The sequence below is a fragment of the Paenibacillus aestuarii genome (assembly GCF_027789125.1).
GTDB classification, from domain to species: Bacteria; Bacillota; Bacilli; order Paenibacillales; family NBRC-103111; genus Paenibacillus_E; species Paenibacillus_E aestuarii.
Genome location: NZ_JAQFVF010000030.1, coordinates 60,008 through 82,814, shown reverse-complemented (window position 1 = coordinate 82,814; position 22,807 = coordinate 60,008). Strand labels below are relative to the sequence as shown.

Below are 22,807 nucleotides of genomic sequence, written 5' to 3'. Positions count from 1 at the left end.
TTTGGCCTCGGGGATTGGCGCCAAGATCGTGCACTTGGGTTTGGCGCCAGGGTCGTAGCCAAGATCGCGCGCGGTACAGCTTTTTACATCATTCGGCTTGTTCCTTCCGTTGGATCACTTTCAGCGCTTCTCTGACACTCAACGGCGAAAGTTCCGTCTCTGCAACGAATTGGCGTACGGCCTGGGCATCTGTTTTCGAATATTCACGCAGTGCCCAACCAATCGCTTTGCGGATAAAAAACTCCTTGGAGTGCGCCATTCTCCGGATACAGGCAAAAAGCAGCGCAACATCCGTCTTGGCTTTGTACTTCAGCTGGAACAAAATGGCCGTGCGCTGCAGCCACATGTTGTTGGAAGCCAGCCATTTCTCAACATAAGCCGGAATCAGCTCCGGATACCGCTGCAGATGGTAGCCGATTAAATGGTCGGCAATGGTATCAACGCTATCCCACCATGAATTGGTCACAACCAAGCGCTCCAGCATATCCACATCTTCACGCTTAAATCCTTTGCGCAGCTGGATCAGCATCAGGATGGCCGTATAGGCAAATTCGCGCTCCGGCAGTTCCCACAGCTCCAAAGCAACCCGGATCCCTTCCTCCCCCTTAGGGAGACCGTTCTCTTTCCAAAACTGCTTCGTCAGTGCGAGACGCTGTGGATTTTTTATCCCGAGGAATGGGAAATGATGCTTCATATACGCTTCCATATCAGGTGCATGTTCCGGATTTCGGTGTGCTTTTAAATGGTCTGCCAGCTTGTCTGTATAAGGTGTTGCCATCTTTTTACCCTCTTTTCTGAATCGCTCCTGCTTGTATTATAGCAATTCCTGGCGCATTCCGTTATGCTTGAGAGGTAAATTACATAGACATCACTATGGATCGGAGAGGACGACATGAATTACAAGCTGATAGCAACAGATTTGGATGATACGCTGCTTCGGGACGATCTAACGATTTCCCCAGAAACGATTCAAGCTATGCAAGAGGCTGTCGCCAAAGGTGTGACGGTGACAATTGCTACGGGAAGAAGCTTCCCTTCGGCGGCGAAAATTGCCAACCAGGTCGGCCTTAACGTGCCCATTATTACCTATCAAGGCGCATTAATTAAAAACCTGCTCGATGAGGAAGTCCTTTACGAGCGAACCGTTCCCGTTGAATCCGCGCGGATGCTGCTTGATTTTTGCGAACAAAGAAACTTGCACTTGCAACTGTACCACGGCGACCAACTCTATGTCGGTGAGGATAATGATAAAATCAAGAACTATGTACGCCTTTCCAAAACGCCTTATATCGTAGGCGATCTGCGCCAATGGATCGATATCCCTCAACCTAAGATGCTCATTGTCGATGAGCCTGAAGTTTGCGATAGGCTTCGCGAGGAGCTGCTGCCGTTGCTTGGCGACAAGCTTCATATTACCAAATCCAAACCGCATTACTTGGAGTTCATGCATAAAGAAGGCACCAAGGGCCATGCGATCACTTTCTTGGCTGAGCATATCGGCTGTACGCTGGAGCAAGTCATTGCCCTTGGCGACGCCTGGAACGATAGAGAAATGCTCGAGGTTGCCGGGCTAGGCGTAGCGATGGACAATGCGCTGCCGGAGCTGAAAGAGCTGGCGAACTACGTGACCCATAGCAACAATGAGGACGGCGTCCGCCATGTCATTGAGAAGTTTGTGTTACAGCCTTAAAACGAGACCATAAACGGCCGTTTCTGCCAGCAAGTCTTTTCTTGCCGCGGAAGCGGTTTTTTTATCGATATTTGTTTAGCCTAATCTGCCGCTCGTACACATATTCTAGCCTTAGAGAAGCTCTATTTACGCGGGGCCTTATCATTCTAGGAGGTGTACCGTATTGGAGAATTATCCGTTAACCCTGCATACCGTCTATGAACGCTCCCAATCTTTATTTGCCAAAAAAGAAATCGTTTCCCGCACCAGCTCAGGCATCCATCGCTATACCTATGCGGATTTTGGACGGAGAACAAAACAGCTAGCTAGTGCCTTGCAGTGTTTAGGCGTCGACCAAGGGGACCGCGTCGCCACGTTCGCCTGGAACCATCATTATCATCTCGAGGCGTATTTCGCTATTCCGTGCATGGGCGCCGTCCTTCACACCGTCAACATCCGACTGTCTGTAGAACATATCGTGTATATTCTCAATCACGCGGAGGACCGCTTCCTGTTGATCGATGAAGGCCTGCTCCCACTATTCGAGAAAATTAAGGATCAACTGAAGACCATTGAAGGTTATATCATCCTTACGGATAAAAAGGAACTTCCAGACACAACTTTGCATCCGGTTTATTTGTACGAGAATCTACTAGAAGAGGCAGATCCCTTGTACAAGTTCCCGGCGGACATTCATGAAAACGCTCCCGCGGGGATGTGTTACACGTCGGCAACAACAGGCAATCCCAAAGGCGTCGTGTACACACACCGCGGCATCTATCTGCATTCGTTCGGCATCGGGCTGGCGGATTCGCTTGGGTTGGCCGAGCGAGACACGGTCATGCCGATCGTGCCGATGTTTCACGTCAATGCCTGGGGACTCCCCTTCGCCTCAGTCTGGTTCGGTAGCAAGCAGGTGCTCCCCGGCCCGATGCCGACGCCGGAAGCGCTGCTGCGCTTGATCGCCGACGAAAAGGTCACGATCGCCGCCGGCGTTCCGACAGTTTGGACAGCTGCGCTGAAGGCGCAGGAGTCGCTGCAAGCCGACTTGTCCAGCCTGCGCGCTGTCATTTGCGGCGGTTCCGCTGCACCGCGCGCACTGATCGAGAGCTACGAGCAGCAGCTGAAGGTCCCTTTTTTCCATGCGTACGGGATGACGGAAACAACGCCGCTGGTCACGGTCGCTCGCCTAAAAAGCTACCAGGAAGACTTGCCGCCGGATGAGCAGTACGAAATTCGCGCCACGCAGGGTTTGCTGGTTCCGGGGCTCGATATGAAGATCGTCGGACCTCGCGGCGAGGTTGCCTGGAACGGCCAGGAAATGGGCGAAATTTGGCTGCGCGGCCCGTGGGTAGCGACAGAATACTACAAAGATCCCCGCACTCAGGAATCGTTCCAGGATGGCTGGCTGCAAACCGGGGATATCGCCGTCATTGATGCGGAAGGCTTCGTCAAGCTCGTGGATCGCGCCAAAGATTTGGTCAAAAGCGGGGGCGAATGGATTTCCTCGCTTGATCTGGAAAATGCCCTGATGGCGCATCCCAACGTCTTTGAAGCCTGTGTCATCGGTGTCCCCCATCCGAAGTGGGAGGAGCGCCCGCTCGCTTTTGTCGTGCTCAAGGATGCTGCCCTTCAGGCCGGCGATAAAAACGAGCTGCTTCATTTCCTCGGCAATAAATTTGCCAAGTGGTGGGTGCCTGACGACGTGATTATTCTAGAGGAAATCCCTCGCTCGTCCGTGGGCAAATTTCTGAAGCGCGCGCTGCGCGAGCAGTATCAAACTTACTTTACAGGAAATTAGACGCGTAACGGAATGCCCTGCTTTACTTTGCTCGTTCATTAAAAAAATCGCCAACCTGCCGTCTCTTGCGAGTCGGGGATTGGCGATTTGTGTTATTAACGTTCTACAATTACATCCGCAGTGATATTGCCCTCGGTTTCATCCCAATTTAATTTAACCAGCAAACGATCCGCCCGGAACGAATAGTACGCTGACAAATAAACGGATACCGCGTCAATCAGCTGCTGCTGATTCAAATAATGCTTTCTGCCGTACAGCGCGCCTCTGGCGGAGAAGCCGTAGCGGTCTTCGAACATCAACTCGACTTCGTGCACGTTCTGCGGAGCGCTGCCTTCAACGCTGCCATGGTTATCTTGCGAAGCGATATATACACATACGGAATCGACTACGTCTTGTTGATCCAAAAAGATTTGCATAATTAGTAGCTCCTTCTTCTAAACGATCTGAACACTTTCATCACAATGGCTATGATTGCTATCAGTAAGATGATATCAAGCAGCATGGAGAAGAAGGAAAACGGTTGATGCACATAACCCATTGATGCGTTACCGTAGTAACCCCCCCATGGGTGCAGCATCGAACCTAAGAATGTACCTGCAGCGAAAGCGCCGACCATCGGCCACATGCTGCTGGAACGGGAACCTGTCGGCACGCTGGACTGATACGTGCTCTTGTTATAGTACGTTTTGCCCGTTGTTGGGTTAACCGTGCTGCCGCTGGTTACGTTCGAAGACGGACGTTGGTAACCTGTGCTGTTCGTTGCGCTGCCGCTAGTGCTGCCGGAATTCGACATGCTTGGCGTGTTCGACTTACTCGAAGATCCTCCGCTGAAACCGGACGAACTTCCGCTGTTGGACTGGCTTGGTGCCGTTTTATTTATCGTTCCGCTAGACTTGGAGCCTGTCGAGAAAGAACCGGATCGAGACGACGTGCTCGGGCCCTTCGCATCAACAACGGTGAGGTTTACCGTATTCGCCAATAATAAAACGGCTGTGATCATAGCTATAATTTTGGTTTTCATTGTTCCTTCCACCTTATCTTTATGTCGTTTTGCCTGTATATACTGTATTACGATTACACGATTCGATAAGTTTCACTTCTTGACTTTATTTTCGCTGGAAAAATAAGAAAACCCCTTCAGCCAACGGGGACTGCTTGCAGCCCCGCGTTTGTCGAAGGAGTTTACGCTTTTTAGACAAATGCATTAACCAGTAGAACTGTGAAGAACGCGATGAACGATAGTAGCGTCTCGAGCACTGTCCAGGTTTTGAACGTTTCTTTGACGTTTAAGCCCAGATACTCTTTGACCATCCAAAAACCGGCGTCATTGACATGGGACAACATAAGCGAGCCGGCGCCTGTTGCGATAACGAGCAATTCGAGGTTCACACCCGACATGTGCTCGACTATCGGGGAGACGATACCGGCCGCAGTCGTTAAGGCAACCGTCGCCGAACCCGTTGCAATGCGGATTAAGCCGGCTACCGCGAAGGCAAGGACAATTGGCGACAAAGCCATGTTCTCCGCCATTTGCGCAATGGCCGTGCCGACACCGCTGGCCACAAGGATTTGTTTGAAGCCGCCGCCTGCACCGATAATCAGGATAATCGAGCCCACCGGCAGCAAACACTCATGCGCGAGCTTATTAATGAAGTTCTTGTCCATCCCTTGACGGATCCCAAGCAAGTAAAAAGCAGCAAAAACGGAAATCAGCAAAGCGATAACGGAATTTCCGATAAAGACGAGGAACTTGAGCAGCCATCCCGATATCCCCATGTAAGGAGCAGCGACAGCCAATAGCATAAGAATAACCGGTAGCAAAATGACGAGGAAGGAAACGCCTGTGCCCGGCATTCTCACCGGACCTTCGCTTTCGCTAAGCAATGTCGGCTCCCCTTCGGGAACGATACGCTTGCTCACCCATTTCGCAAACAACGGGCCGGCGATAATCGCCGCAGGAATCGCGATGATCAGCGAGTACAGCAGCACTTTGCCCAGATCCGCCTTATAAATGCCGATCGCTGTCATTGCACCCGGATGCGGCGGCACGAGTCCGTGCACGATGGACAAACCGGCGATGACCGGCAAGCCGATCAGGAGAATATTTTTCTTCGTCGATTTGTAAATCGAAATGACCAGCGGCAGCAACATCACGATCCCAACGTCAAAAAAGACCGGAATGCCAATGATAAAGCCTGAAAGCAGCATCGCCCACGGCAGCCTTTTTTCCCCGAAAACGCGGATGAAAAAGTTGGCGACCTGCGTGCCAGCGCCTGAGTCCGACATCATTTTGCCCAGAATCGTACCTAACGCCAAAATACCAACCAAATGCCCCAACACGGCCCCGACGCCTGTCTCATATGAGCTGACGATCTTGTCCATCGACAAGCCTGCCGCAAGCGCCAGGAATAAGCTCGCCACAGTCAAGCTGATGAATGCGTGCCATTTCCACCAAGCCACACCCAGAATGACAATGACTATTGACACAAGAGTAATCAACAGCAAATACAAGTTCATTCGATTTTCCTCTTCTCCATAAGTTAGTAAGCGTTTCCACGGTGCTGACGAGAAAAGGCTTTGGCTTTCTCTTCGTTTTTAGATGTCGTAATTCACGACATAGTTATGCAAATCCGTGTTGTAGTAGCCCTTGCTGTATTCAATCAATTCGCCGCGATCATCGTAGGAATAACGCGATCTCAGCAGAAGCGATACGCCGTCTGGCACGCGCAGTTTCGCTTGTACATCTTCAGGCGGCGCGCCGACTGCAAACTCATCGCGGTATTTTTCCAAGACGATGTCCTGGTCCTCAAGCAATTCATACAAAGACTGCGTATTCAAATCTGCAACCTCCATCTCGACAATCCGCGTGGTCAAGTAAAGCGTAAAGTGGATATACGGCTTGTCATCCAGGAAATAGAGGCGCTCAACCCGCAAGCAGCGCTCTCCGAACAACCGGTAAGGCTCCGAGCCATCCTCGTTCACGACGAGCTCCGCCTTCAGCAGCTGCTTGCGGATCTGATGCCCTTCCTCAACCAGCACTTCCGTAAATCGCTTCCACTTGGACAGCTTGGACGCAGACGTATTGCGAATCACCTTCGTCCCTTTGCCGCTGCCCTTCTCCAGATACCCTTCCTGCGCGAGTTCTTTGATTGCGTTGCGGATCGTAATTTTGCTAACGTTGAATTCCTGTTCCAACTGCGGTTCAGAAGGAATGTTCGATCCCAGCGGATAAAAGCCGTGTAAAATGCGATCCTTCAATATATTCATGATTTGCAAGTATAACGGCCTTTTGTTACGGGATAGATTCACGCGTGCATCCACTACCTTTCTACATCGCCTACCGCTTCCGTCATGGCACGAAGAATCTCACTTTCCGATGACATCGGCGTATCGCCGACAACCGTATGGGCGAGCATGCTTGCTGCTGCCGCAAATCCGACTGTTTTGTCTGGTGTGAAACCTTCGATTTCCCCATGTATAATTCCGCTCGTGTAGGCATCTCCTGCACCAATTCTATCATAGATAGAAAACGTGAGCAGATTGGAGAACGTGAACGCTTCATTCTTGTACATAAATCCGCGCAAGGAATGCGTGTTATCGCTGTTGATAAAACGGTGCGTTCCGGCAATGAGCGAAATCTGATAGCGTTTTGCTACCTGCGGAAGCAGCTCAATCAGCTGCTCTTCGCGTTCCGTTTTGTCTGTAGGCATCCCCAAGGTGAAGATCGCGTCCTTCTCATTCATCATGACGATATCGGCCAGCTGCAGCATCTCCTCATAATGAGGCTTCGCCTTGGCGTAACCGCCTTCTCCCCAGTGGGCAGGGCGGTAGTTACAGTCGAATACGACTGTGCCGCCATGGGACTTCACAGCTCGCGCCAATTCCTTCATATGCCGGCGCACACCATCATTCATGGCCAGCGTAATCCCGCAGAAGTGGATAATATCAATATTCTTAGCAATCTCATCAAAATTATAAGTACCTTCCGGAGCAATATTGAAGCTGCTCTCCTGCCGATTGGAGTACGTTACGCGGCTGGGCCGCGCACCGAATCCATTCTCCAGGAAATACATGCCTAAATATTTGCCGCCTCGAACGATAAAGGAGGAGTCCACACCCAGTTTGCGCAGGTAGGATGCGGCTGCATCGCCTACGGCGTTCTCCGGCAATCGGGATACGAGATAACCGCGATGGCCAAAATGGGACAAGGCCGACGTCACGTTCACGCCAGTACCTGAGAATGAGTATTGCAGCGTGCTGGCTTGGGATAAGAGCTCATATCCCGGCACCTGCAGGCGCATCATGACTTCGCCAAAAGCCGCGATATGTTTAGCCATGGCGATCAACTAGTTTCTTCATCGTGTCCAGCAGCTCCCGAACATCTTGAACGATCGTCTTGCCGGTATCTTTATCAATAATGGAAGAATACACGTGAGGAATGACGTATGGAACTTTGGCTTCCAAGCAGATATCCACGATGCGCTCGAAGTTTTCTTTGTCAATACCGCCTGTCGGCTCCAGGGCAAATCCCTCTTCTCCGCAAGCTTGCGCAACGGCAACCAGCTCATCTTCCCGGCTTAGACCGTTCATCGGGAAATATTTCAGCGCGTTGCCGCCCATGTCGCGGACAAGTGCAATTGCTGTTTTCACCGGCACGATAGCTTGTTCGGATTGGGCAGCGCTCACAGGGCCTGTCGAGATGTTGACATAACCTACACGACCCGTCGGGGAAACCAAGCTATTGATCCAGCTGTCCTTCTCGCCCAGATTCGCGCGTGTAGCTCCGACAGCAGGGAACACTTGGTTGATATGGCTGCCCGCGTAATGCTTGGCAATCTCCGCAACGACTGCCGCCTGACGATTGTCGCCGGCGCCAAGACCGATAGATACCGCTTCATCAATAGCTCTGCCGTATTCTTTCATAGCTTCAACTGCTGTCTCAACAGTTGGATAGTTCTTGGAAAGAACACCTACGACCACGTAGCCTTCCGCTGCATCAAATACTTCCTTTGCGTTCTCTACGCTGTTAGCCAGTACGTTCAAGGCCGCACGGTTTTTATAAAAACGTTTTGCAATATTGGACATATTAATTGCCTCCTGTTAGCTTGCGAATTTGTGCAGCGATAACCTCAATATCATCGCCTTGAAGCGGACGTGGATCGATATCAAAATAACCTTGCCGCACGCCATAATCACGTGTGTAGATGGCAATCTCGCCATCGCGTAGGCCATTGTTGACATCTTTGGCCGTGGTACCCGATTGTTGCGGATCGATCTGGATGCGCGCCCGGAAAATCGCCCGTCCCGCTTCATCCTGAACAATGCTCACCTTGACGCCTGGTTGTTCGTTGAGCACCATTAACGTTTGCAAGGCTGCTTTTTCCTGTTCGCTCTTGTCTTCTTTAACACCATATTCATCCAGCGCTTGCAGCAAGCCGAAAGTTGTTTCTTTACCGACCTTCATGCTTCGGCCGATGCCATGCAGCTGGACTTTAACCATCTCGATGTACTTGCGCTTGCCGCCGACGATGCCGGAAGTAGGCCCTTCAATTGCTTTGGAACCACTGTAGATGGCGAGATCCGAGTATTTCACATACTTCTGCAAATCTTCCTCCGCCGCCGCATCCACGATCAGCGGTACGCCTCTGCGCTGGGCGATATCCCAAGCTTCCTCGACGGAAATCATATTCTTCTGAACCGCGTGGTGCGATTTGACATAAAGAATGGCTGCCGTGTTCTCGTTAATCGCGTCCTCGATATGTTCGGCCTTGCCTTCATTCGCGTAACCGACTTCAATCAGCTTGCCGCCGCCCAGATATACCATCGTTTCGACAGGCGCGCCGTATTGGACGTTGTGCCCTTTGAGGATGATGATTTCATTCTTGGCAATCCGGTCTTGGTGAAGTCTTTCGCTGAGGCGCCGATTCCCTTGCGTGACGATCCCTGCCACGGAAAGAGCAATTCCGCTGGAAGCGGAATTAACGACAACCGCTGCTTCCGAACCCAGAATGCGCGCGATATAATCGCCAGCTTTGTCCACCAGATCAGCGATCTCTACGTAATTTTGACCGCCGTGTTTCATCGCATCCATGACGGTGTCTGTCGGCGCTGATACGCCTAGGATACTCATGCGTCCACTTGCGTTAATGACGCGTTTCAGGCCATATTTAGCATTCAATGAACTTGCCATGTACAAACACTCCCTTTGCTTCAATTCGTTGGCTGCCGAGTCTTGTATCCCCTTCGGAATCTACAAACGTCGTCGGCTCATCCGTTACCGTGAACAGCGTCAGATTCGCTTCATCTCCTGCTTGAATCCGGCCAAGTTCAGGCTTGCCCAGCCATGCAGCGGGACGATTCGTCACTGCCGCAATGATCTCCTCCAGCGTGTAACCGAGGTAAAGAAACTTCGAAAGCACGTGCGACATGCTGTGCACTGGGCCGTTCAACCGGTTGCCGCGGTAAATATCCGTGCTGATCGTATTAAAGCGGATGTTGTGCCGCTTGGCCGCTTCCGCCACTTTGAAGGAGAAGCTGGCCGTGCCATGGCCGACATCGAGCTTCACGCCGCGGGCAATCGCATCAGTCAAAACTTCCAGCGGACGCCCCTCACTGTCAAACAGATTATTGGCTTTGCCGTTCAAATAGTGGGTGATCACATCGTTCGGTGCAAGAAGCGGCACGATGTCGTTAATATCCGGCGGGCCGGAGCCGATATGAACCATCACGGGCAGTGAAGTTTCACGGGAAAGCTCGCGCGCCATCCGCAGCGGTTCGATGCCGCTTTCGCGGACTACGCTTTTGCTAATCCGGGCTTTCAGCCCGACGATGAAGTCTTGATGCGCTCTGACGGCTTGTTTCACCTGCTCGCTGTCGATCCAGGACAGATCAGAGAGCTCGTCGATACGTTTCAATCCAATGCGGGAAATGTTCAAAAGCGCGAATAAATTGGTGCTCGCCTGCTCCCTGCTGGCGGCAAGGTCTGCGATCCGATCCGATCCGCAGCTTCCGGCATCCACGATGGTGGTCACGCCTTGCTTGACACCGATCTCGTCGATTTCATCGCCGTATGGATCGAATTCAGGAAATGCGTGGACGTGCAGATCGATCCAGCCGCTCGACACGTACAGGCCGGAGCCATCGATCGCTTGCGCGCCAACTCCCTTGCCCGCTTCTTCGAGCTCGGCAATGTGCCCATCTTCGATGACAATATCCACCAACTCTTCATTTACGCGTCTGACATTGCGCAAAACGAACCGTTCATTCATGTTGTTCACCTTTTCCGTAACTCGATTAAATGCGCTTTCATGAAGCAATTATTCGAATGTTTTATCGTTCATTAAGTTATAACGTTATAAAGTTAAGATATCATAAATTCATATCCAAGTAAATATAACGTTATAATGTTTGGTCCTGGGATTTTGAGGGCGAGTGAGGCAGCGAAATGCGCCGAATTCCCAGGTGCCGCAGCTCCCTGAGTAGCTTCCCCAAAAAGGGGGGAAATCACACGGAGCGCGAGGGCGGAGGCGCGTCTTGCACGGGGAGTGGCAAAGGCGACCGTGTCAGCGTTAGCGGAACTCTTCTTCCGCTATTCGCGCCGTGCAGCCACAAAACCGATCTTTTGCGGAACTACACTTCCGCTAATGGCACTTCCCCCATTGCGGGCGCCCCCTACGCTATAGTCCGGAAAAACCCAATTGCTGACGTCTTTGGCATGGGGTTGCGCGCTGTAGTCCGATTTTGCCGGACTGCAGCCGCCCATGTCGCCCGCACGCGCCAAAAAACAAGCTGCAATTGGGCAAAGCCGGACTATAGCTCCACCTACGCGCGCTCAGCTTCACGTAATTGGGCAAATCCGGACTACTACATGTATTGATAGAAAGGGGACGGGCGCACTGGGGATATGAAAGTGCGGCGGTACAAGGAGACACGGAGATACGAGGACATGCAGAGGCCCCCCCGCCCCCCCGCGCACAAACAAAAAAACCAGCCGCCCCAAAGGTGAACTGGCCCTTCATGTTAGTTATGCCTAACATGAAGGGTCCAGTTCACATAGGACGCCTGGTTTCCAGCAACTACCCCTTGACGGCGCCTGCCGTCATGCCTTTCATGATCTGTTCCTGGAACAGCAGGAACACGATGATCGTGGGCAGCACCGCAATGGCCAGTGCCGCCATGGTGAGCTCATAGTCCGTCATGTAGCCCGTGGCAAATGCGGACAAGCTCAACGGAACGGTTTTGAGCGCCGGCTTGCTGATAAAAACAAGCGCAAAAGCGAAGTCGTTCCAAAACCGTAAAAACCCTAAAATCGCAACCGTCGACAGCGCCGGCATGCTCAGCGGCATCATCATCCGGAAGAAGATACCCCAGTAGCCGGTTCCGTCAATCAGCGCCGCTTCCTCGATTTCTTTCGGAATGGTGACGAGATACGCTGCGAGCACGAAAATAGCCAGCGGCAGCTCGAACGCCGTGTAAGGCATGATCAGCGCCGCATAGGTATTCAGTATTCCGATTTTTTTCATCAGAATAAACAAGGGCACCAACGTGCTGTGAACCGGAATGAGCATGCCGAGCAAGAACAAGCCCATGAAGAACGGCTTCAAGCGAAAATTAAAACGCGACAAAATATAAGCGGCAAGCGCACCAATCACCAGTGTCAGCACCAGCGAAAGAACAGTCACGACCGTTGAATTCCATAGGGACAGCCCCATCCCGGAAACTTTCCAGGCACGGACAATGTTATCCCATTTCCAAACCGTCGGCAGCAAAAACGGCCGCGAATAAAACTCTTCGTTCGACTTAAACGCACTGATAAACAACCAGATTAGCGGATACAGAGTAACAAGCGCGTAGACGGTCAAGAACACATTTTTGATACCCTTGAGCCAAATCTTCTTCGACTTGTTGCTTCCAGCTGATGATAGTCCGGCCTGCGGCAGTACAACTTGATTCATGGATGTCGTCCTCCTAACGGTAATCGCGCTTCATCAGATATTGGCTTCCGGCAATCAGGATGAGGCTCAGAATAATAATCGCTGTTGAAATCGCACTACCGAAACCGAAGCGGTACACATTGAACGTGCTGTTGTACATGTATGAAGCCAAGAGCTCGGTGGAATGCGCCGGACCGCCGCCTGTCATCACGTAGATGAGATCGAACGCTTTCAAGCTGCCCGAAATACAAAGCACGATCGCGACTTTCACCGTATCCCAAATCATCGGCAGTGTGATGGCGAACAGCTTCCGCACAGGTCCGACACCGTCAAGCTTGGAGGCATCTTCAACCTCAGGCGAAATGTTTTGCAGGGCGGCAATAAACATAATCATGTAAGGACCAATATAATTCCAGATGATCGGCACCATAAGCGCGTACATCGATATTTTCGGATCGGAGAGCCACGCTTTTTTCCAACTTTCAAGTCCAATGCCATCGAGCATAAAATTCAAAATACCAATCTGCGGGTGATAAATATATCCCCAAATAATCCCGACAACGACCGAGGATAGAACCATCGGCATAAAAACAGACGCACGGATCATCCGCTGAAACAGCGTGCTGCGCATCAAGAGCAGCGCCAAGATCATCGCAATCGGCACTTGGCCGAATACGGACGCGACAACGACGAGCATGTTATTTTTAAAAGCTTTCCAGAAAATCGGATCTTTGATGACCTCCGCGTAGTTAGCGAGCCCGATAAACTTGGCGGCGCCGATCCCTTTCCAATCGAAGAAGCCGTAATACGCCGACCAGAAGATCGGCACAATGACGAATAACAGATAAAGCACCAATGCCGGAACGAGCCCTATCGTGATGAAGCCGGTAATTCTGCTGGCCTTTGTCATAATTCCCCTCCTGCTCTTATTTTTGAAAAAAGGGCCCCAGCCCAAACTTTCCGGCTGGAGTCCTTCGGATCATTTCTTATTTGCCAACAGCTTTGGCCGCTGCATCTTGAATTTTCTTCGCGATGTCTTCCGGCTTGCCGCCCATCAGCAACTCTTGCAGACCGTTGTTCACGACATCCGCTGCAGAGGAGCTCAATTTGCCGTCGTATACCGGCGTTCTCTTCACAGTACCCATCATTTTGTACACTTCTGCAAAGATCGGGGATGCTTTGGTCGTATCCAGTTCCGCTTTATAGCTGACCAGGTTGTTGCCGTCCAGGATCGCTTTTTGCGCTTCAGGTCCTGATAGCGCATAGATCAAATCGTAAGCCGCTTGCTTCTGCGCGCCTGCTACTTTTTTGCTCATTCCTAAGCCTGTACCCACTACGCCTGCCAATGTGTTCGGATCGCCTTTACCGTTAGGCATGGAAGGCAGTACCGTTACCGCCATGTTAGCCAAAGCTTCTTTGGAAGCGTTAGCCGCCAAGTTCGTCAATGCCCAGCCGCCGTCGATCATCATAGCCGCTTTGCCTTGCGCGAACATTTGTTCCATTTGCGTATTGTCGATGCTGTTGAAGCCATCTTGGAAAGCGCCTGCTTTGCCAAGCTGCTGCAGGTAAGTCAGCGATTGCACGAACTCAGGATCCGTGAATTTCGCACCGTTCTGTTCGACCGCTTTCAGGAACCAGTCCGTACCTGTCACACGGTCAGCCAAGGAGCTCAAAATGCTGGATTGTGCGACCCATGCCGCTTTGTTACCCAGCGCGATCGGGGTTACATTGTTTTTCTTGAACGTATCTACCAGCTTCATCATGTCATCCCATGTTTTTGGCGGTTGGACGTTGTATTTGTTGAAAATCTCTTTGTTGTAGAACAAGATCGAAGTTGGAGAAAGTGCCATTGGTGCGCTGTACGTCTTGCCATCGATAGTAAAGTCATCGAAAGAGCCTGGCATGAAGTTGTTTTTCCATTCTTGTTTGCTGTCCAGCAGCTCATTGATTGGTTGCAGCAGGTCGCCGCTGACGAACTCTTTCGTCATCACGCCTGGCCACATCACGAACAGGTCCGGCATCTCGTTAGCCGCTGCTACCGTTTTCAAACGTGGGCGGTAGCCATCGGGTGGAATTCCCTGTACATCAAGCTCAACGTTTGGATGGTCTTTTTTATATTGATCGATCAAGGAACGCATCGTTTTCGCGCGAAGATCCTCGCCCGTGTAGTTGTGCCAAATCGAAAGTTTTACTTTTTCCCCGGCTTTGCCTGCATCCGCTTTCGGAGCTGCGCCGCCGCTAGCATTGTCTGCACCACCTGCTCCACAGCCAGCAAGCAAGGATAATGATAAGGCTGCTGCCATTGTAACGACAAAAGATTTTTTCATTTAGTCGAACCCTCCTCATCTCTATGTTGACAATGTCCATCTCACGTTCGCAGATGAAATTGCAACTAGTTACTTGTTCAGTATAGGGGACAAACGGAAGAGGAGGAACGGGAGATCCTTCGGCGCACAGGGGGTCATTTTTCAGTCTTTGCTGCCCTGACGGAATTCCGAAGGGGTTTGACCGGTATGCTTTTTAAACTGCTGGGTGAAGTATTTGATATCCTCATAGCCGACCCGTCTGGCTACATCGCTGACTTTGGCTTGCGTGCTTTGGAGAATTTCAATCGCCCGTTTCATCCGTTCCTTAGTAACAAACTCAATATAGGTATACCCTGTTTCCCGTTTAAATACCTCGCTAAAATGGTTCGGATTCACATGCACGAAACCGGCCACCTGCTGCAAAGAAATCGCTTGATCCAAATTGTCGCGAATATAAGCAACTGCTTTATGCACATAGGCATACCGATTGTGCTCCAATCCTTGATGGAAGCTGGACATGATGGTCATGAGCGCCTTGAACACCTCATCTTCCGGCCGTCCTTCCAGCGTAATGACTGGCGGCGCCTCCGTCGCGACGGCTTCCTGCCGCGAGGAACGGGCACGCTCCAGCCAGCGGTGCCCGGCAATCATCAGCGATTGCAAGTAGCCCTGCACCGTCTGCGGCGTCGCCGCGGTGTCCTCAAGCTGCATCCGCACCTTGTGATTGACCCAATGGCGCAGCTCGGTCGCATTGTCGCTCATCAGAATCGCCGTCAGCTCCGCCTCTTCCTTATCCGAGCACACGCTGCGGCTTCCGCTGCGCACCTCGATATCGGCCTGCGTGAACACACCCTGTGTGCCCAGCAGCCCCTGATAACTGAACACTTCTTTCGCTATGCGGTAAGAGTCCTGCAATTGTTCTTCGCTGGACACTATGGTGCCCAGCGCAGCGAAAATCGAACACTTGAGCGTATCGGTCACACGCTTCAAGGCGCGCTTCAGCCCTTCCTCATCGGTAAAACCCGCCTCATGCCGCACAATAAGGAGCAAGTAATCCTGATGCATCAGGGAGACGCAAGGAAGCAGCTCGACGAGGATATTTTCCACCGCTCCCTGCAGAAGCCCGGTGAATGGCGCCTCTCCCCAACCCGAAGCCGCAATCAATAAAACCTGCATCGCAGCCACGCAACCGGACCCCGGCTCCCTGTTGATGTGGCTCCGCTGAAACCAGTCGCTAAGCTGGCTTTGCGCCATAGGATCGTCTTGCAGACTGCCCTGCAGCAAGCGCTCCAGCCATTGATGGCGCAGTGCAGCTTGCTGCCTGTGATCCTGTTTAATCAGCTCCCATTTATCCATCACATTCTGCTTTGCTTTCATCGCTGCTTTAATAATCTCTTCCGGCCGGCTCGTCTTCAGCAGATAGTCGGTGACGCCCTCACGCAGCGCTTGCTGCGCATAGCCGAAATCATCATACCCCGTGAGAATGATGATCTCCGTATCCGGTAGCAGCTCACCCACCTTGCGCGCGAGCTCAATCCCGTCCATCCCGGACATGCGGATATCCGTCAGCAAAATGTGCGGCTTCTCCAGCGGGATGCGCTCTAACGCCTCCTCCGCCGATTCCGCCGGGGGCAGCAGCTCCAGGCCCAATTCCTTCCAGTCGATGACCGTACATAAGCCTCTTCGAATGATGACTTCGTCATCGACAATCATGATTTTCATTTCGCCTACTCTCCCTTCAGATGAGGTATCGTAAATGTAATGCGCGTTCCTGCGCCTGGGGTCGATTCGATTTGCAGACCGGATTGCAGCCCATAATGGAGCAGTAGTCTGCGGTGCACGTTAATGATGCCGTAGCTGGTTTTGGCCTGTAGTACTGGCTCATTCGCGCTATTTAGCAGCCCAAGCTGCTGGTTAGCTGTAGCCAGCTGCTGCTGGATATCGCGCAGCTTCATGTCGTCGATGCCGATTCCCGTATCTTCGACAATGAATTTCATCGCATCTTCCAGCTGCTCTCCATGCACATAAATATAGCCTTTGGCCTTCTTCTTCTGAATGCCGTGAATCAGCCCGTTCTCAATCAGCGGCTGCAGCAGCAGCTTCAACATCGGGGTCGACATCATCTGTGGATCGATAAAAAACTCGACTTCAAACTGATCCGGGAAGCGGATTGACTGAATGTGAATGTAGTTTTGCACGTGAGCAATCTCCTGCTGTACTGTACAAAATTCCTCGCCCTTGTTCAAGCTGAACCGCAGGAAATCGCTGAGCGCGCCGACCATCTCGGCAATTTGCTTGTCTTTATTCATCAAGGCGATCCAATGGATGGAGGACAGCGTGTTATACAGAAAATGCGGGTTAATCTGCGCCTGCAGCGCCATAATATCCGCTTCCTTTTTCATCGCTTCGTTCATCTGCACCTGCTCTTTCAACCTGCCGATCCGATCGCTCAGCTTGTTATAGCTGCGGACCAGCAGCCCCACCTCGTCCACGTTCTTCACCTCATAAGTCGGAATCGTATCCTCCGGATTCAAATCCTTGAGATAGTGGGTCAGCTTGATCAGCGGTTTGGTCACCCATTGCAGGAAGTAAAGCACGACGATGATCGCAATGACCAACGCCAGCCCGATGGCGGCGGCTGTCACGGTCAAGACGTATTCATTCTGCGCCTGATAAATATGCGTCGGGATGAAACCGACCAGCTTCCAATTCACCCGGGGAATCGAATTAAAGAGAACCGTATGCAGCTTACCATCGTTTTCAAAGCTGCGTATGCCGCTCTGCGCCTGGAATGCGCCTAAGCCCGGGTAAATGTCCCCAAGCGGCTTACCAAGCCATGCAGGATCGCCGCCAGAAATGATGTTGTCGTTCTGATCCAGCAGCAGCACGAACCCGCTCTCCTCCCAGCCGGCTTCCGTCAAGTATCGCGATAGCTCCGCTTGATCCATGCTGATCGACAGCGTGCCGGTCGTTTTGAACGTCGTGACGTCGCGGATCGGTCTGACCAGCGAGATGACCTTCTTAGGTCCGTCTGCCGTCTGGTTCACATACAGCGGAGACCACCATTTCACGGACGACTTATAGATCGAGCTGTATTTCTCCAGAAGATCATGCAAGCCCGATTGAGTGATCGTAGTCGTGACCAATTGGGGATTGCCATTGTTTGGCGTAATAGAAATGTTTGACATGTAATTTTTGGAATAAGACAAGTTCCACAGCGTCCCGACAATTTGCGAATAGCTGTTGACGTCACGCTCCTCCGTACTGAGATAAGCCTGTATGTCCCGCTGCCCAATTAAAAAAATAGACGTGTTCTCCACATCCTGAATGACGAAGTCCAGCTTGTCCGTGATTTGCCGCAGCGTGTTCATGCCCGCTTCTTTCGCCTTCTCCTCCGTCACATTCGTCGCGATCCGATAGGACACCACGCCAGTAGATAAAAGCGGTAAGACTACCGCAAAAATAATCAGTAATGAAAGTTTGCGCTTCAGGGATTTGGCAAACCAGCGCCACATTGAAAGTTCCCCCTTGTCTCGATGATGGTTTTCACCATCTTAACATGTGCGTTGCATGATAAAAAGCCGCCCCAGGTCCTTTGGCAGGTCCCTAGGCCGGCTTTCACCAACCACTGCGTGGTTGACTAAATACGGAATTTGCCGATCAATCGGTGCAAATCCTCCGCCATACTGCTTAGGATCGACGCGGAGGAAACCATTTCTTGCATGCTGGCGTACTGGCTCTCGACATTGAACGAAACGACTTTCGCCCCGGAAGCCGTCTGCCCGGCAACATCATGAATAGAGCGGATCACTTCCACAGCTGCGCGCGTCTTGTCCGCGATATCATCAGATCGTTCCGTAACCTCGCCGATCTGACAAGCAAGCTCATCCATAGCGCCTTGGATGCGCGTGAAGGCCGCCTTGGCTTCGCCTACAATGACAAGGCCTGTCGTTACCTCCTGGCTGCCGGCTTCCGCCCGCGCCGCCACTTCCAGCGTCTCGCTCTGGATGCTCTCGACGAGGTCGGCGATCTGGGCGGCCGCTTCGCCAGTCTGGATCGACAGCTTGCGGACTTCGTCGGCCACAACTGCGAAGCCTTTGCCCGCAGCGCCGGCGCGCGCGGCCTCGATCGAGGCGTTCAGCGCCAGCATGTTCGTCTGTCTGGCGATGCCTGCGATCAGGCTGTTTGCGCCGACGATCTGCTCGGAGCGCGCGCCTAAGCGGTGCACCGTTGCCGCCAATTCCTTCATTCGCTCGTGAATGGCGTTCATCTGGGCAATGGCGGTCTCTACCGCTGCGTTGCCGGCTTCCGCCTCCGTCTGCGCGTGCGTCGATTTCAGATTCGCCACCTGGGTCACGCCGGCAATCCGGTCAACAGCGGAGGACATCTCCTCCATGATGCCAACCCCTTGGTGGACGCTGCTTACCTGCGCCTCCGTGCCAAAAGAAATTTCCTGCACAATGTTCGTGATTTGCTCGGAGGCAATACTGACTTGCGTGGAGCCTGCGCTTAAGGCTTCCGAAGCCGCGGCCACTTGCTTCGCGCTGCCCCCGACCTCGCTAATCAAGCTATGTAGGTTCGCTTTCATTTGGTTGAACGCCACAGCCAGTTCCCGCAGCTCGTCTCTATTCTTCACCTCAATGTCGCTCACCGTCAAATCGCTTTCGGCAATCCGCTCTGCGGCGCGCACCATCAAGCGAACCGGTCTGACAATCATCCGCGACAGCACGAAGCCGATGACAATGGCGAAAAGAAACGCGGCGGCGCTCACCCAAATAAAGGTGCGAATCGTGCTGAGCACGACATTATGATTGCGCAAGCTCGCCTCGTCCTGCAGCCCTTTCTCCAGCTCCTCAATTTTATTTGCCGCTTGTGTCAACGTTTCTGTCGTCGGGATCGCCCACTGCGTAGCTTCAGCCTTCGCCAACGACACATCGCCTTGATTAGCGTAATCCGTTACTTTCTTCACAAGGCGCGCAAACGTTTGATTGGAATCCACCATCGATTGAATCGCGTTGTGCTCTTCCTCATTCTGCGTGAGCTTGTTCATATCTGACATCAATCCCGTCAAAGCGGTGTTAACGTCCGACAGCTGTTTTTCCTTGTCTTTATTCGGATCGAGCACATACCCGAATAGCAAGCTGTTCTGGATCTGGGTCTTCTCTTTAATCGCCGAAACAAGTTTTAACATCGATACATTATCACTGAGCAGCTGGGCATAGGACTTGTCCACTCTGTTCAGATACGTATACGACAATCCGCTCGTAGCCCCTACGAGTAAGGAAACAATGACAAAGGCGCCGATAATCTTGCTGCTTAACGACACTTTCAGGCGCGATTTTCCTTTTGGAACCGATTGATTATTTTTCATAGAGGCCTCCTGCCGCAAACGCTTTCAATTAGAAAGAGTGAAGGGGCTGTCGCAGAATCGACAGCCCGGGTCATGCTTATTTATTTGGAATTCATATATTTACGCATATCGAAGGCTACAGCCGCGACAATGATCAAACCTTTGATGATCAATTGCCAGTATGGGCTGATACCGATGAACGTCAAACCGTAGTTGATAACGCTGAAAATCAATACCCCTGCAAGTACGCCTGGAACCGTACCGATACCGCCGGATGTGGATACGCCGCCGACTACGCAAGCCGCAATCGCATCAAGCTCATACATGTTACCGTAGTTGTTCGTCGCACCGCCTGTACGAGCAGCTTCCAATACCCCTGCCAAACCGTACAATGCACCTGCGATGGCATAGATGTAAATCAGATATTTGTTCACGTTAATACCGGATACAATCGCTGCGTGAACGTTGCCACCGATCGCATACATGTATTTACCAAGCTTCGTTTTGTTGAAAGCAACCCATACGATGAGCGCAACGACGATAGCAATGATTACGATGTATGGGATCGAATAAGTGGCGTCTTTACCGATAAATCCTGTACCCAATTGGCTGAAATCAGGGCGCAAACCGCCGATTGGCTGCGATTGGTTCGGTTTCATATCGAAGTAAAGGGAGTTCGCTCCGTATACCGCAACCATTGTACCCAGCGTAGCGATGAATGGCGGCACTTTGAACTTAGCTACGATGAAACCATTGACCAAACCGATGAAAAGACCGACAACGATGGAGATAATAATCGGAACGAGCAGCGGCAGATGCGGCAGATCGGGGAAAAATCTGCGGCCATAATCCTGCGTTTGCAGCATGGACGCTGAGATAACCGCGGTCAAGCCGACGATCCGGCCTGCTGACAAGTCCGTTCCTCCTGTAATTAGGATGAACGCTGCGCCCAGTGCGATCAGGACGCGCGTCGACGATTGAACCAAGATGTCGCGCAAAATGTTAACCGACAAGAATCGCGGATCGTAGATCGCAATCCCGACGACCAACACCACTAGTACGATGTAAATGGCATATTTAGTAATAAACCCGCTAAAATCTCTGGATTTCACTGTTCCTGTATTGGTACTCATTGTTTATTGGCCTCCTCCAATTATGCCGTATGCTGTGCAGCAAGGCGCATAATCTCTTCTTCTGTTGCAGTTTTACCGTCTACAATACCCGTAAGGCGTCCTTCACACATGACCATGATTCGGTCTGACATCCCAAGCAGTTCGGGCATTTCAGAAGAGATCATGATAATACTTTTACCTTGCTTGGCGAGGTCTGCGATGATTGAATAAATCTCAAACTTCGCGCCTACGTCAATTCCCCTGGTTGGCTCATCAAGCAGGAGCACATCCGGTTCTGTGAGCAGCCATCTGGCGAGGAGTACCTTTTGCTGGTTACCGCCGGACAGATTTTTAATCAACGCATGCATGTTCGGCGTTTTCACCCGAAGCTTCTCGATGCTTTGTTTTACTTCTTCACGACGCTTAGCTTCATTCATTAAGCCCAGCGGATTCATATAGCGGTTCAAGTTGGCAATGACCGTGTTCTCCAGCACGGATAGTACCGGGAAAATACCGGTCACGCGGCGTTCTTCCGTCAGCAGTGCAATTTTGTGCTTAATCGCGTCGATTGGCGACTTCAGCTTGACTTCTTTGCCATGCACCGAGATCGAGCCGGAAGCCAGTCCGCGCAGTCCGAACAGCGCCTCCATGAGCTCTGTCCGCTGCGAGCCGACAAGCCCGCCAATACCGAGAATTTCACCTTTGCGAAGCTCAAAGGATACATCCTTGAATGATTTTGGAACGACGGAAGTCAGCCCATCCACTTTCATCAGCGTGCCGTTCGGCACATTGCTGCGCTCAGGGAAGCGTTCCTTCAGATCACGGCCGACCATCTTCGAGATGATCATGTCCGTCGTCAGCTCGGAAGACGGCCATGTACCGATCTTCGTACCATCCCGCATGATCGTAACCTCGTCCGAAATCTCAAGAATTTCTTCCATTTTATGTGAAATATAGATGATCGAAACACCGCGGCTTTTCAGATCGCGAATAATGCGGAAAAGCTGCTCAACTTCATTGCCGGTTAGCGACGAAGTCGGCTCATCCATAACAATGACTTTCGAATTAAATGAAACTGCTTTAGCAATTTCGAGGGATTGCACTTTGGAAACAGATAACGTACCTACGGTTGTATCTGGACTAATATCCATTTGGAGCTGTTTGAACAAGCTCTCTGTGTCTCTACGCATTTTCTTGTGGTCCACTAATTTCAAAGGTCCGATTCCTTTAAGTGGAAATCTGCCAAGCCAGATATTCTCCATTACGTTGCGGAATGGAACTGGATGCAGCTCTTGATGAATCATCGAAATTCCGTTTTGCAACGCATCTTTGGAATTCGTAATCGAGGCCGTCTCGCCATTCAGCTTGATCTCGCCGCCATCCGGTTTATAAATACCGAATAAACATTTCATCAACGTTGATTTGCCGGCTCCATTCTCTCCCATCAGCGCATGCACGCTGCCTGGACGCACTTTCAGGGTGACATTGTCCAGAGCTTTAACGCCAGGGAACTCTTTGGAGATTTCATTCATTTCCAGCAAATATTCATGTACAGTCATGGTAACTCCCCCTGCCATCTCACATTCCCCTATAATATGAGCAAGGGCGCAACGTAAGGATACATTGCCGCCCCTTG

20 protein-coding genes are annotated in these 22,807 nt (G+C 51.7%); 2 read left to right on the top strand and 18 right to left on the bottom strand.

What is annotated here, in order from left to right; translation table 11 throughout:
- Nucleotides 1–88: 88 nt before the first annotated feature.
- Entirely contained in the window at nucleotides 89–778 is a 690-nt protein-coding gene (locus O9139_RS14680; protein ID WP_270880219.1) for a DNA alkylation repair protein, read from the bottom strand.
- 114 nt (nucleotides 779–892) lie between these two features.
- Here O9139_RS14680 and O9139_RS14675 point away from each other — a divergent pair, with 114 nt between their 5' ends.
- Both O9139_RS14675 and O9139_RS14670 read left to right on the top strand, forming a co-directional pair.
- Entirely contained in the window at nucleotides 893–1,690 is a 798-nt protein-coding gene (locus tag O9139_RS14675; protein WP_270880218.1) for a Cof-type HAD-IIB family hydrolase, read from the top strand.
- A 163-nt stretch (nucleotides 1,691–1,853) separates the two neighbouring features.
- Nucleotides 1,854–3,470, top strand: coding sequence for a long-chain fatty acid--CoA ligase (locus tag O9139_RS14670; protein ID WP_270880217.1), 1,617 nt, complete (start codon nucleotides 1,854–1,856; stop codon nucleotides 3,468–3,470).
- 95 nt (nucleotides 3,471–3,565) lie between these two features.
- On the opposite strand, the gene O9139_RS14665 is transcribed toward O9139_RS14670, so the two are convergent.
- The 17 genes from O9139_RS14665 to O9139_RS14585 all read right to left on the bottom strand — a co-directional run bounded on the left by O9139_RS14665 (nucleotide 3,566) and on the right by O9139_RS14585 (nucleotide 22,730).
- The gene (locus tag O9139_RS14665; protein WP_270880216.1) at nucleotides 3,566–3,886 is read right to left on the bottom strand and encodes a DUF2653 family protein; all 321 of its coding nucleotides are present in this window, start codon (nucleotides 3,884–3,886) and stop codon (nucleotides 3,566–3,568) included.
- Nucleotides 3,887–3,888: 2 nt separating this feature from the next.
- The gene (locus tag O9139_RS14660; RefSeq protein ID WP_270880215.1) at nucleotides 3,889–4,491 is read right to left on the bottom strand and encodes a hypothetical protein; all 603 of its coding nucleotides are present in this window, start codon (nucleotides 4,489–4,491) and stop codon (nucleotides 3,889–3,891) included.
- Between the two features lie 170 nt (nucleotides 4,492–4,661).
- A complete protein-coding gene (locus O9139_RS14655) occupies nucleotides 4,662–5,987 on the bottom strand; it encodes a GntT/GntP/DsdX family permease (RefSeq protein ID WP_270880214.1) in 1,326 nt (441 codons plus the stop codon).
- Between the two features lie 78 nt (nucleotides 5,988–6,065).
- On the bottom strand, nucleotides 6,066–6,779 hold the full coding sequence (locus O9139_RS14650; protein ID WP_270880213.1) for a GntR family transcriptional regulator: 714 nt from the start codon (nucleotides 6,777–6,779) through the stop codon (nucleotides 6,066–6,068).
- Between the two features lie 11 nt (nucleotides 6,780–6,790).
- Nucleotides 6,791–7,807, bottom strand: a complete 1,017-nt coding sequence (locus tag O9139_RS14645; protein WP_270880212.1) for a sugar kinase — start codon at nucleotides 7,805–7,807, stop codon at nucleotides 6,791–6,793.
- The gene (dagF, locus tag O9139_RS14640; protein ID WP_270880211.1) at nucleotides 7,800–8,555 is read right to left on the bottom strand and encodes a 2-dehydro-3-deoxy-phosphogluconate aldolase; all 756 of its coding nucleotides are present in this window, start codon (nucleotides 8,553–8,555) and stop codon (nucleotides 7,800–7,802) included. Before dagF ends, O9139_RS14645 begins: the two co-directional genes overlap by 8 nt.
- Before the next feature lies 1 nt (nucleotide 8,556).
- A complete protein-coding gene (locus O9139_RS14635; RefSeq protein WP_270880210.1) occupies nucleotides 8,557–9,660 on the bottom strand; it encodes a DgaE family pyridoxal phosphate-dependent ammonia lyase in 1,104 nt (367 codons plus the stop codon).
- Nucleotides 9,638–10,738 (bottom strand): amidohydrolase/deacetylase family metallohydrolase, encoded by a 1,101-nt coding sequence (locus O9139_RS14630; protein WP_270880209.1) that lies wholly within the window; start codon nucleotides 10,736–10,738, stop codon nucleotides 9,638–9,640. Before O9139_RS14630 ends, O9139_RS14635 begins: the two co-directional genes overlap by 23 nt.
- 320 nt (nucleotides 10,739–11,058) lie before the next feature.
- Nucleotides 11,059–11,250, bottom strand: coding sequence for a hypothetical protein (locus tag O9139_RS14625; RefSeq protein ID WP_270880208.1), 192 nt, complete (start codon nucleotides 11,248–11,250; stop codon nucleotides 11,059–11,061).
- A 295-nt stretch (nucleotides 11,251–11,545) separates the two neighbouring features.
- A complete protein-coding gene (locus tag O9139_RS14620; protein ID WP_270880207.1) occupies nucleotides 11,546–12,424 on the bottom strand; it encodes a carbohydrate ABC transporter permease in 879 nt (292 codons plus the stop codon).
- A 13-nt stretch (nucleotides 12,425–12,437) separates the two neighbouring features.
- Nucleotides 12,438–13,313, bottom strand: a complete 876-nt coding sequence (locus tag O9139_RS14615; protein ID WP_270880206.1) for a carbohydrate ABC transporter permease — start codon at nucleotides 13,311–13,313, stop codon at nucleotides 12,438–12,440.
- A gap of 76 nt (nucleotides 13,314–13,389) precedes the next feature.
- Nucleotides 13,390–14,730 carry an extracellular solute-binding protein gene (locus O9139_RS14610; protein ID WP_270880205.1) on the bottom strand — a complete coding sequence of 447 codons (1,341 nt, stop codon included), beginning with the start codon at nucleotides 14,728–14,730 and terminating at the stop codon, nucleotides 13,390–13,392.
- Between the two features lie 141 nt (nucleotides 14,731–14,871).
- Nucleotides 14,872–16,431: a helix-turn-helix domain-containing protein gene (locus O9139_RS14605; RefSeq protein ID WP_270880204.1), complete on the bottom strand. Its 1,560-nt coding sequence runs from the start codon at nucleotides 16,429–16,431 to the stop codon at nucleotides 14,872–14,874.
- A 5-nt stretch (nucleotides 16,432–16,436) separates the two neighbouring features.
- On the bottom strand, nucleotides 16,437–18,224 hold the full coding sequence (locus O9139_RS14600; protein ID WP_270880203.1) for a sensor histidine kinase: 1,788 nt from the start codon (nucleotides 18,222–18,224) through the stop codon (nucleotides 16,437–16,439).
- 125 nt (nucleotides 18,225–18,349) lie between these two features.
- A complete protein-coding gene (locus O9139_RS14595; RefSeq protein ID WP_270880202.1) occupies nucleotides 18,350–20,080 on the bottom strand; it encodes a methyl-accepting chemotaxis protein in 1,731 nt (576 codons plus the stop codon).
- An 80-nt stretch (nucleotides 20,081–20,160) separates the two neighbouring features.
- Nucleotides 20,161–21,192 (bottom strand): galactose/methyl galactoside ABC transporter permease MglC, encoded by a 1,032-nt coding sequence (mglC, locus tag O9139_RS14590; protein WP_270880201.1) that lies wholly within the window; start codon nucleotides 21,190–21,192, stop codon nucleotides 20,161–20,163.
- A gap of 20 nt (nucleotides 21,193–21,212) precedes the next feature.
- Nucleotides 21,213–22,730: a sugar ABC transporter ATP-binding protein gene (locus O9139_RS14585; protein ID WP_270880200.1), complete on the bottom strand. Its 1,518-nt coding sequence runs from the start codon at nucleotides 22,728–22,730 to the stop codon at nucleotides 21,213–21,215.
- Nucleotides 22,731–22,807: the final 77 nt, after the last annotated feature.

Excerpts from the sequence above, each read along its gene's own strand:
- O9139_RS14615 (WP_270880206.1), bottom strand. The coding sequence starts at position 13,313 with ATGACAAAGGCCAGCAGAATTACCGGCTTCATCACGATAGGGCTCGTT.
- O9139_RS14620 (WP_270880207.1), bottom strand. The coding sequence starts at position 12,424 with ATGAATCAAGTTGTACTGCCGCAGGCCGGACTATCATCAGCTGGAAGC.
- mglC (WP_270880201.1), bottom strand. The coding sequence starts at position 21,192 with ATGAGTACCAATACAGGAACAGTGAAATCCAGAGATTTTAGCGGGTTT.
- O9139_RS14585 (WP_270880200.1), bottom strand. The coding sequence starts at position 22,730 with ATGACTGTACATGAATATTTGCTGGAAATGAATGAAATCTCCAAAGAG.
- O9139_RS14610 (WP_270880205.1), bottom strand. The coding sequence starts at position 14,730 with ATGAAAAAATCTTTTGTCGTTACAATGGCAGCAGCCTTATCATTATCC.
- O9139_RS14660 (WP_270880215.1), bottom strand. The coding sequence starts at position 4,491 with ATGAAAACCAAAATTATAGCTATGATCACAGCCGTTTTATTATTGGCG.
- O9139_RS14595 (WP_270880202.1), bottom strand. The coding sequence starts at position 20,080 with ATGAAAAATAATCAATCGGTTCCAAAAGGAAAATCGCGCCTGAAAGTG.
- O9139_RS14645 (WP_270880212.1), bottom strand. The coding sequence starts at position 7,807 with ATGGCTAAACATATCGCGGCTTTTGGCGAAGTCATGATGCGCCTGCAG.
- O9139_RS14655 (WP_270880214.1), bottom strand. The coding sequence starts at position 5,987 with ATGAACTTGTATTTGCTGTTGATTACTCTTGTGTCAATAGTCATTGTC.
- O9139_RS14630 (WP_270880209.1), bottom strand. The coding sequence starts at position 10,738 with ATGAATGAACGGTTCGTTTTGCGCAATGTCAGACGCGTAAATGAAGAG.
- O9139_RS14635 (WP_270880210.1), bottom strand. The coding sequence starts at position 9,660 with ATGGCAAGTTCATTGAATGCTAAATATGGCCTGAAACGCGTCATTAAC.
- dagF (WP_270880211.1), bottom strand. The coding sequence starts at position 8,555 with ATGTCCAATATTGCAAAACGTTTTTATAAAAACCGTGCGGCCTTGAAC.
- O9139_RS14665 (WP_270880216.1), bottom strand. The coding sequence starts at position 3,886 with ATGCAAATCTTTTTGGATCAACAAGACGTAGTCGATTCCGTATGTGTA.
- O9139_RS14675 (WP_270880218.1), top strand. The coding sequence starts at position 893 with ATGAATTACAAGCTGATAGCAACAGATTTGGATGATACGCTGCTTCGG.
- O9139_RS14600 (WP_270880203.1), bottom strand. The coding sequence starts at position 18,224 with ATGTGGCGCTGGTTTGCCAAATCCCTGAAGCGCAAACTTTCATTACTG.
- O9139_RS14605 (WP_270880204.1), bottom strand. The coding sequence starts at position 16,431 with ATGAAAATCATGATTGTCGATGACGAAGTCATCATTCGAAGAGGCTTA.
- O9139_RS14680 (WP_270880219.1), bottom strand. The coding sequence starts at position 778 with ATGGCAACACCTTATACAGACAAGCTGGCAGACCATTTAAAAGCACAC.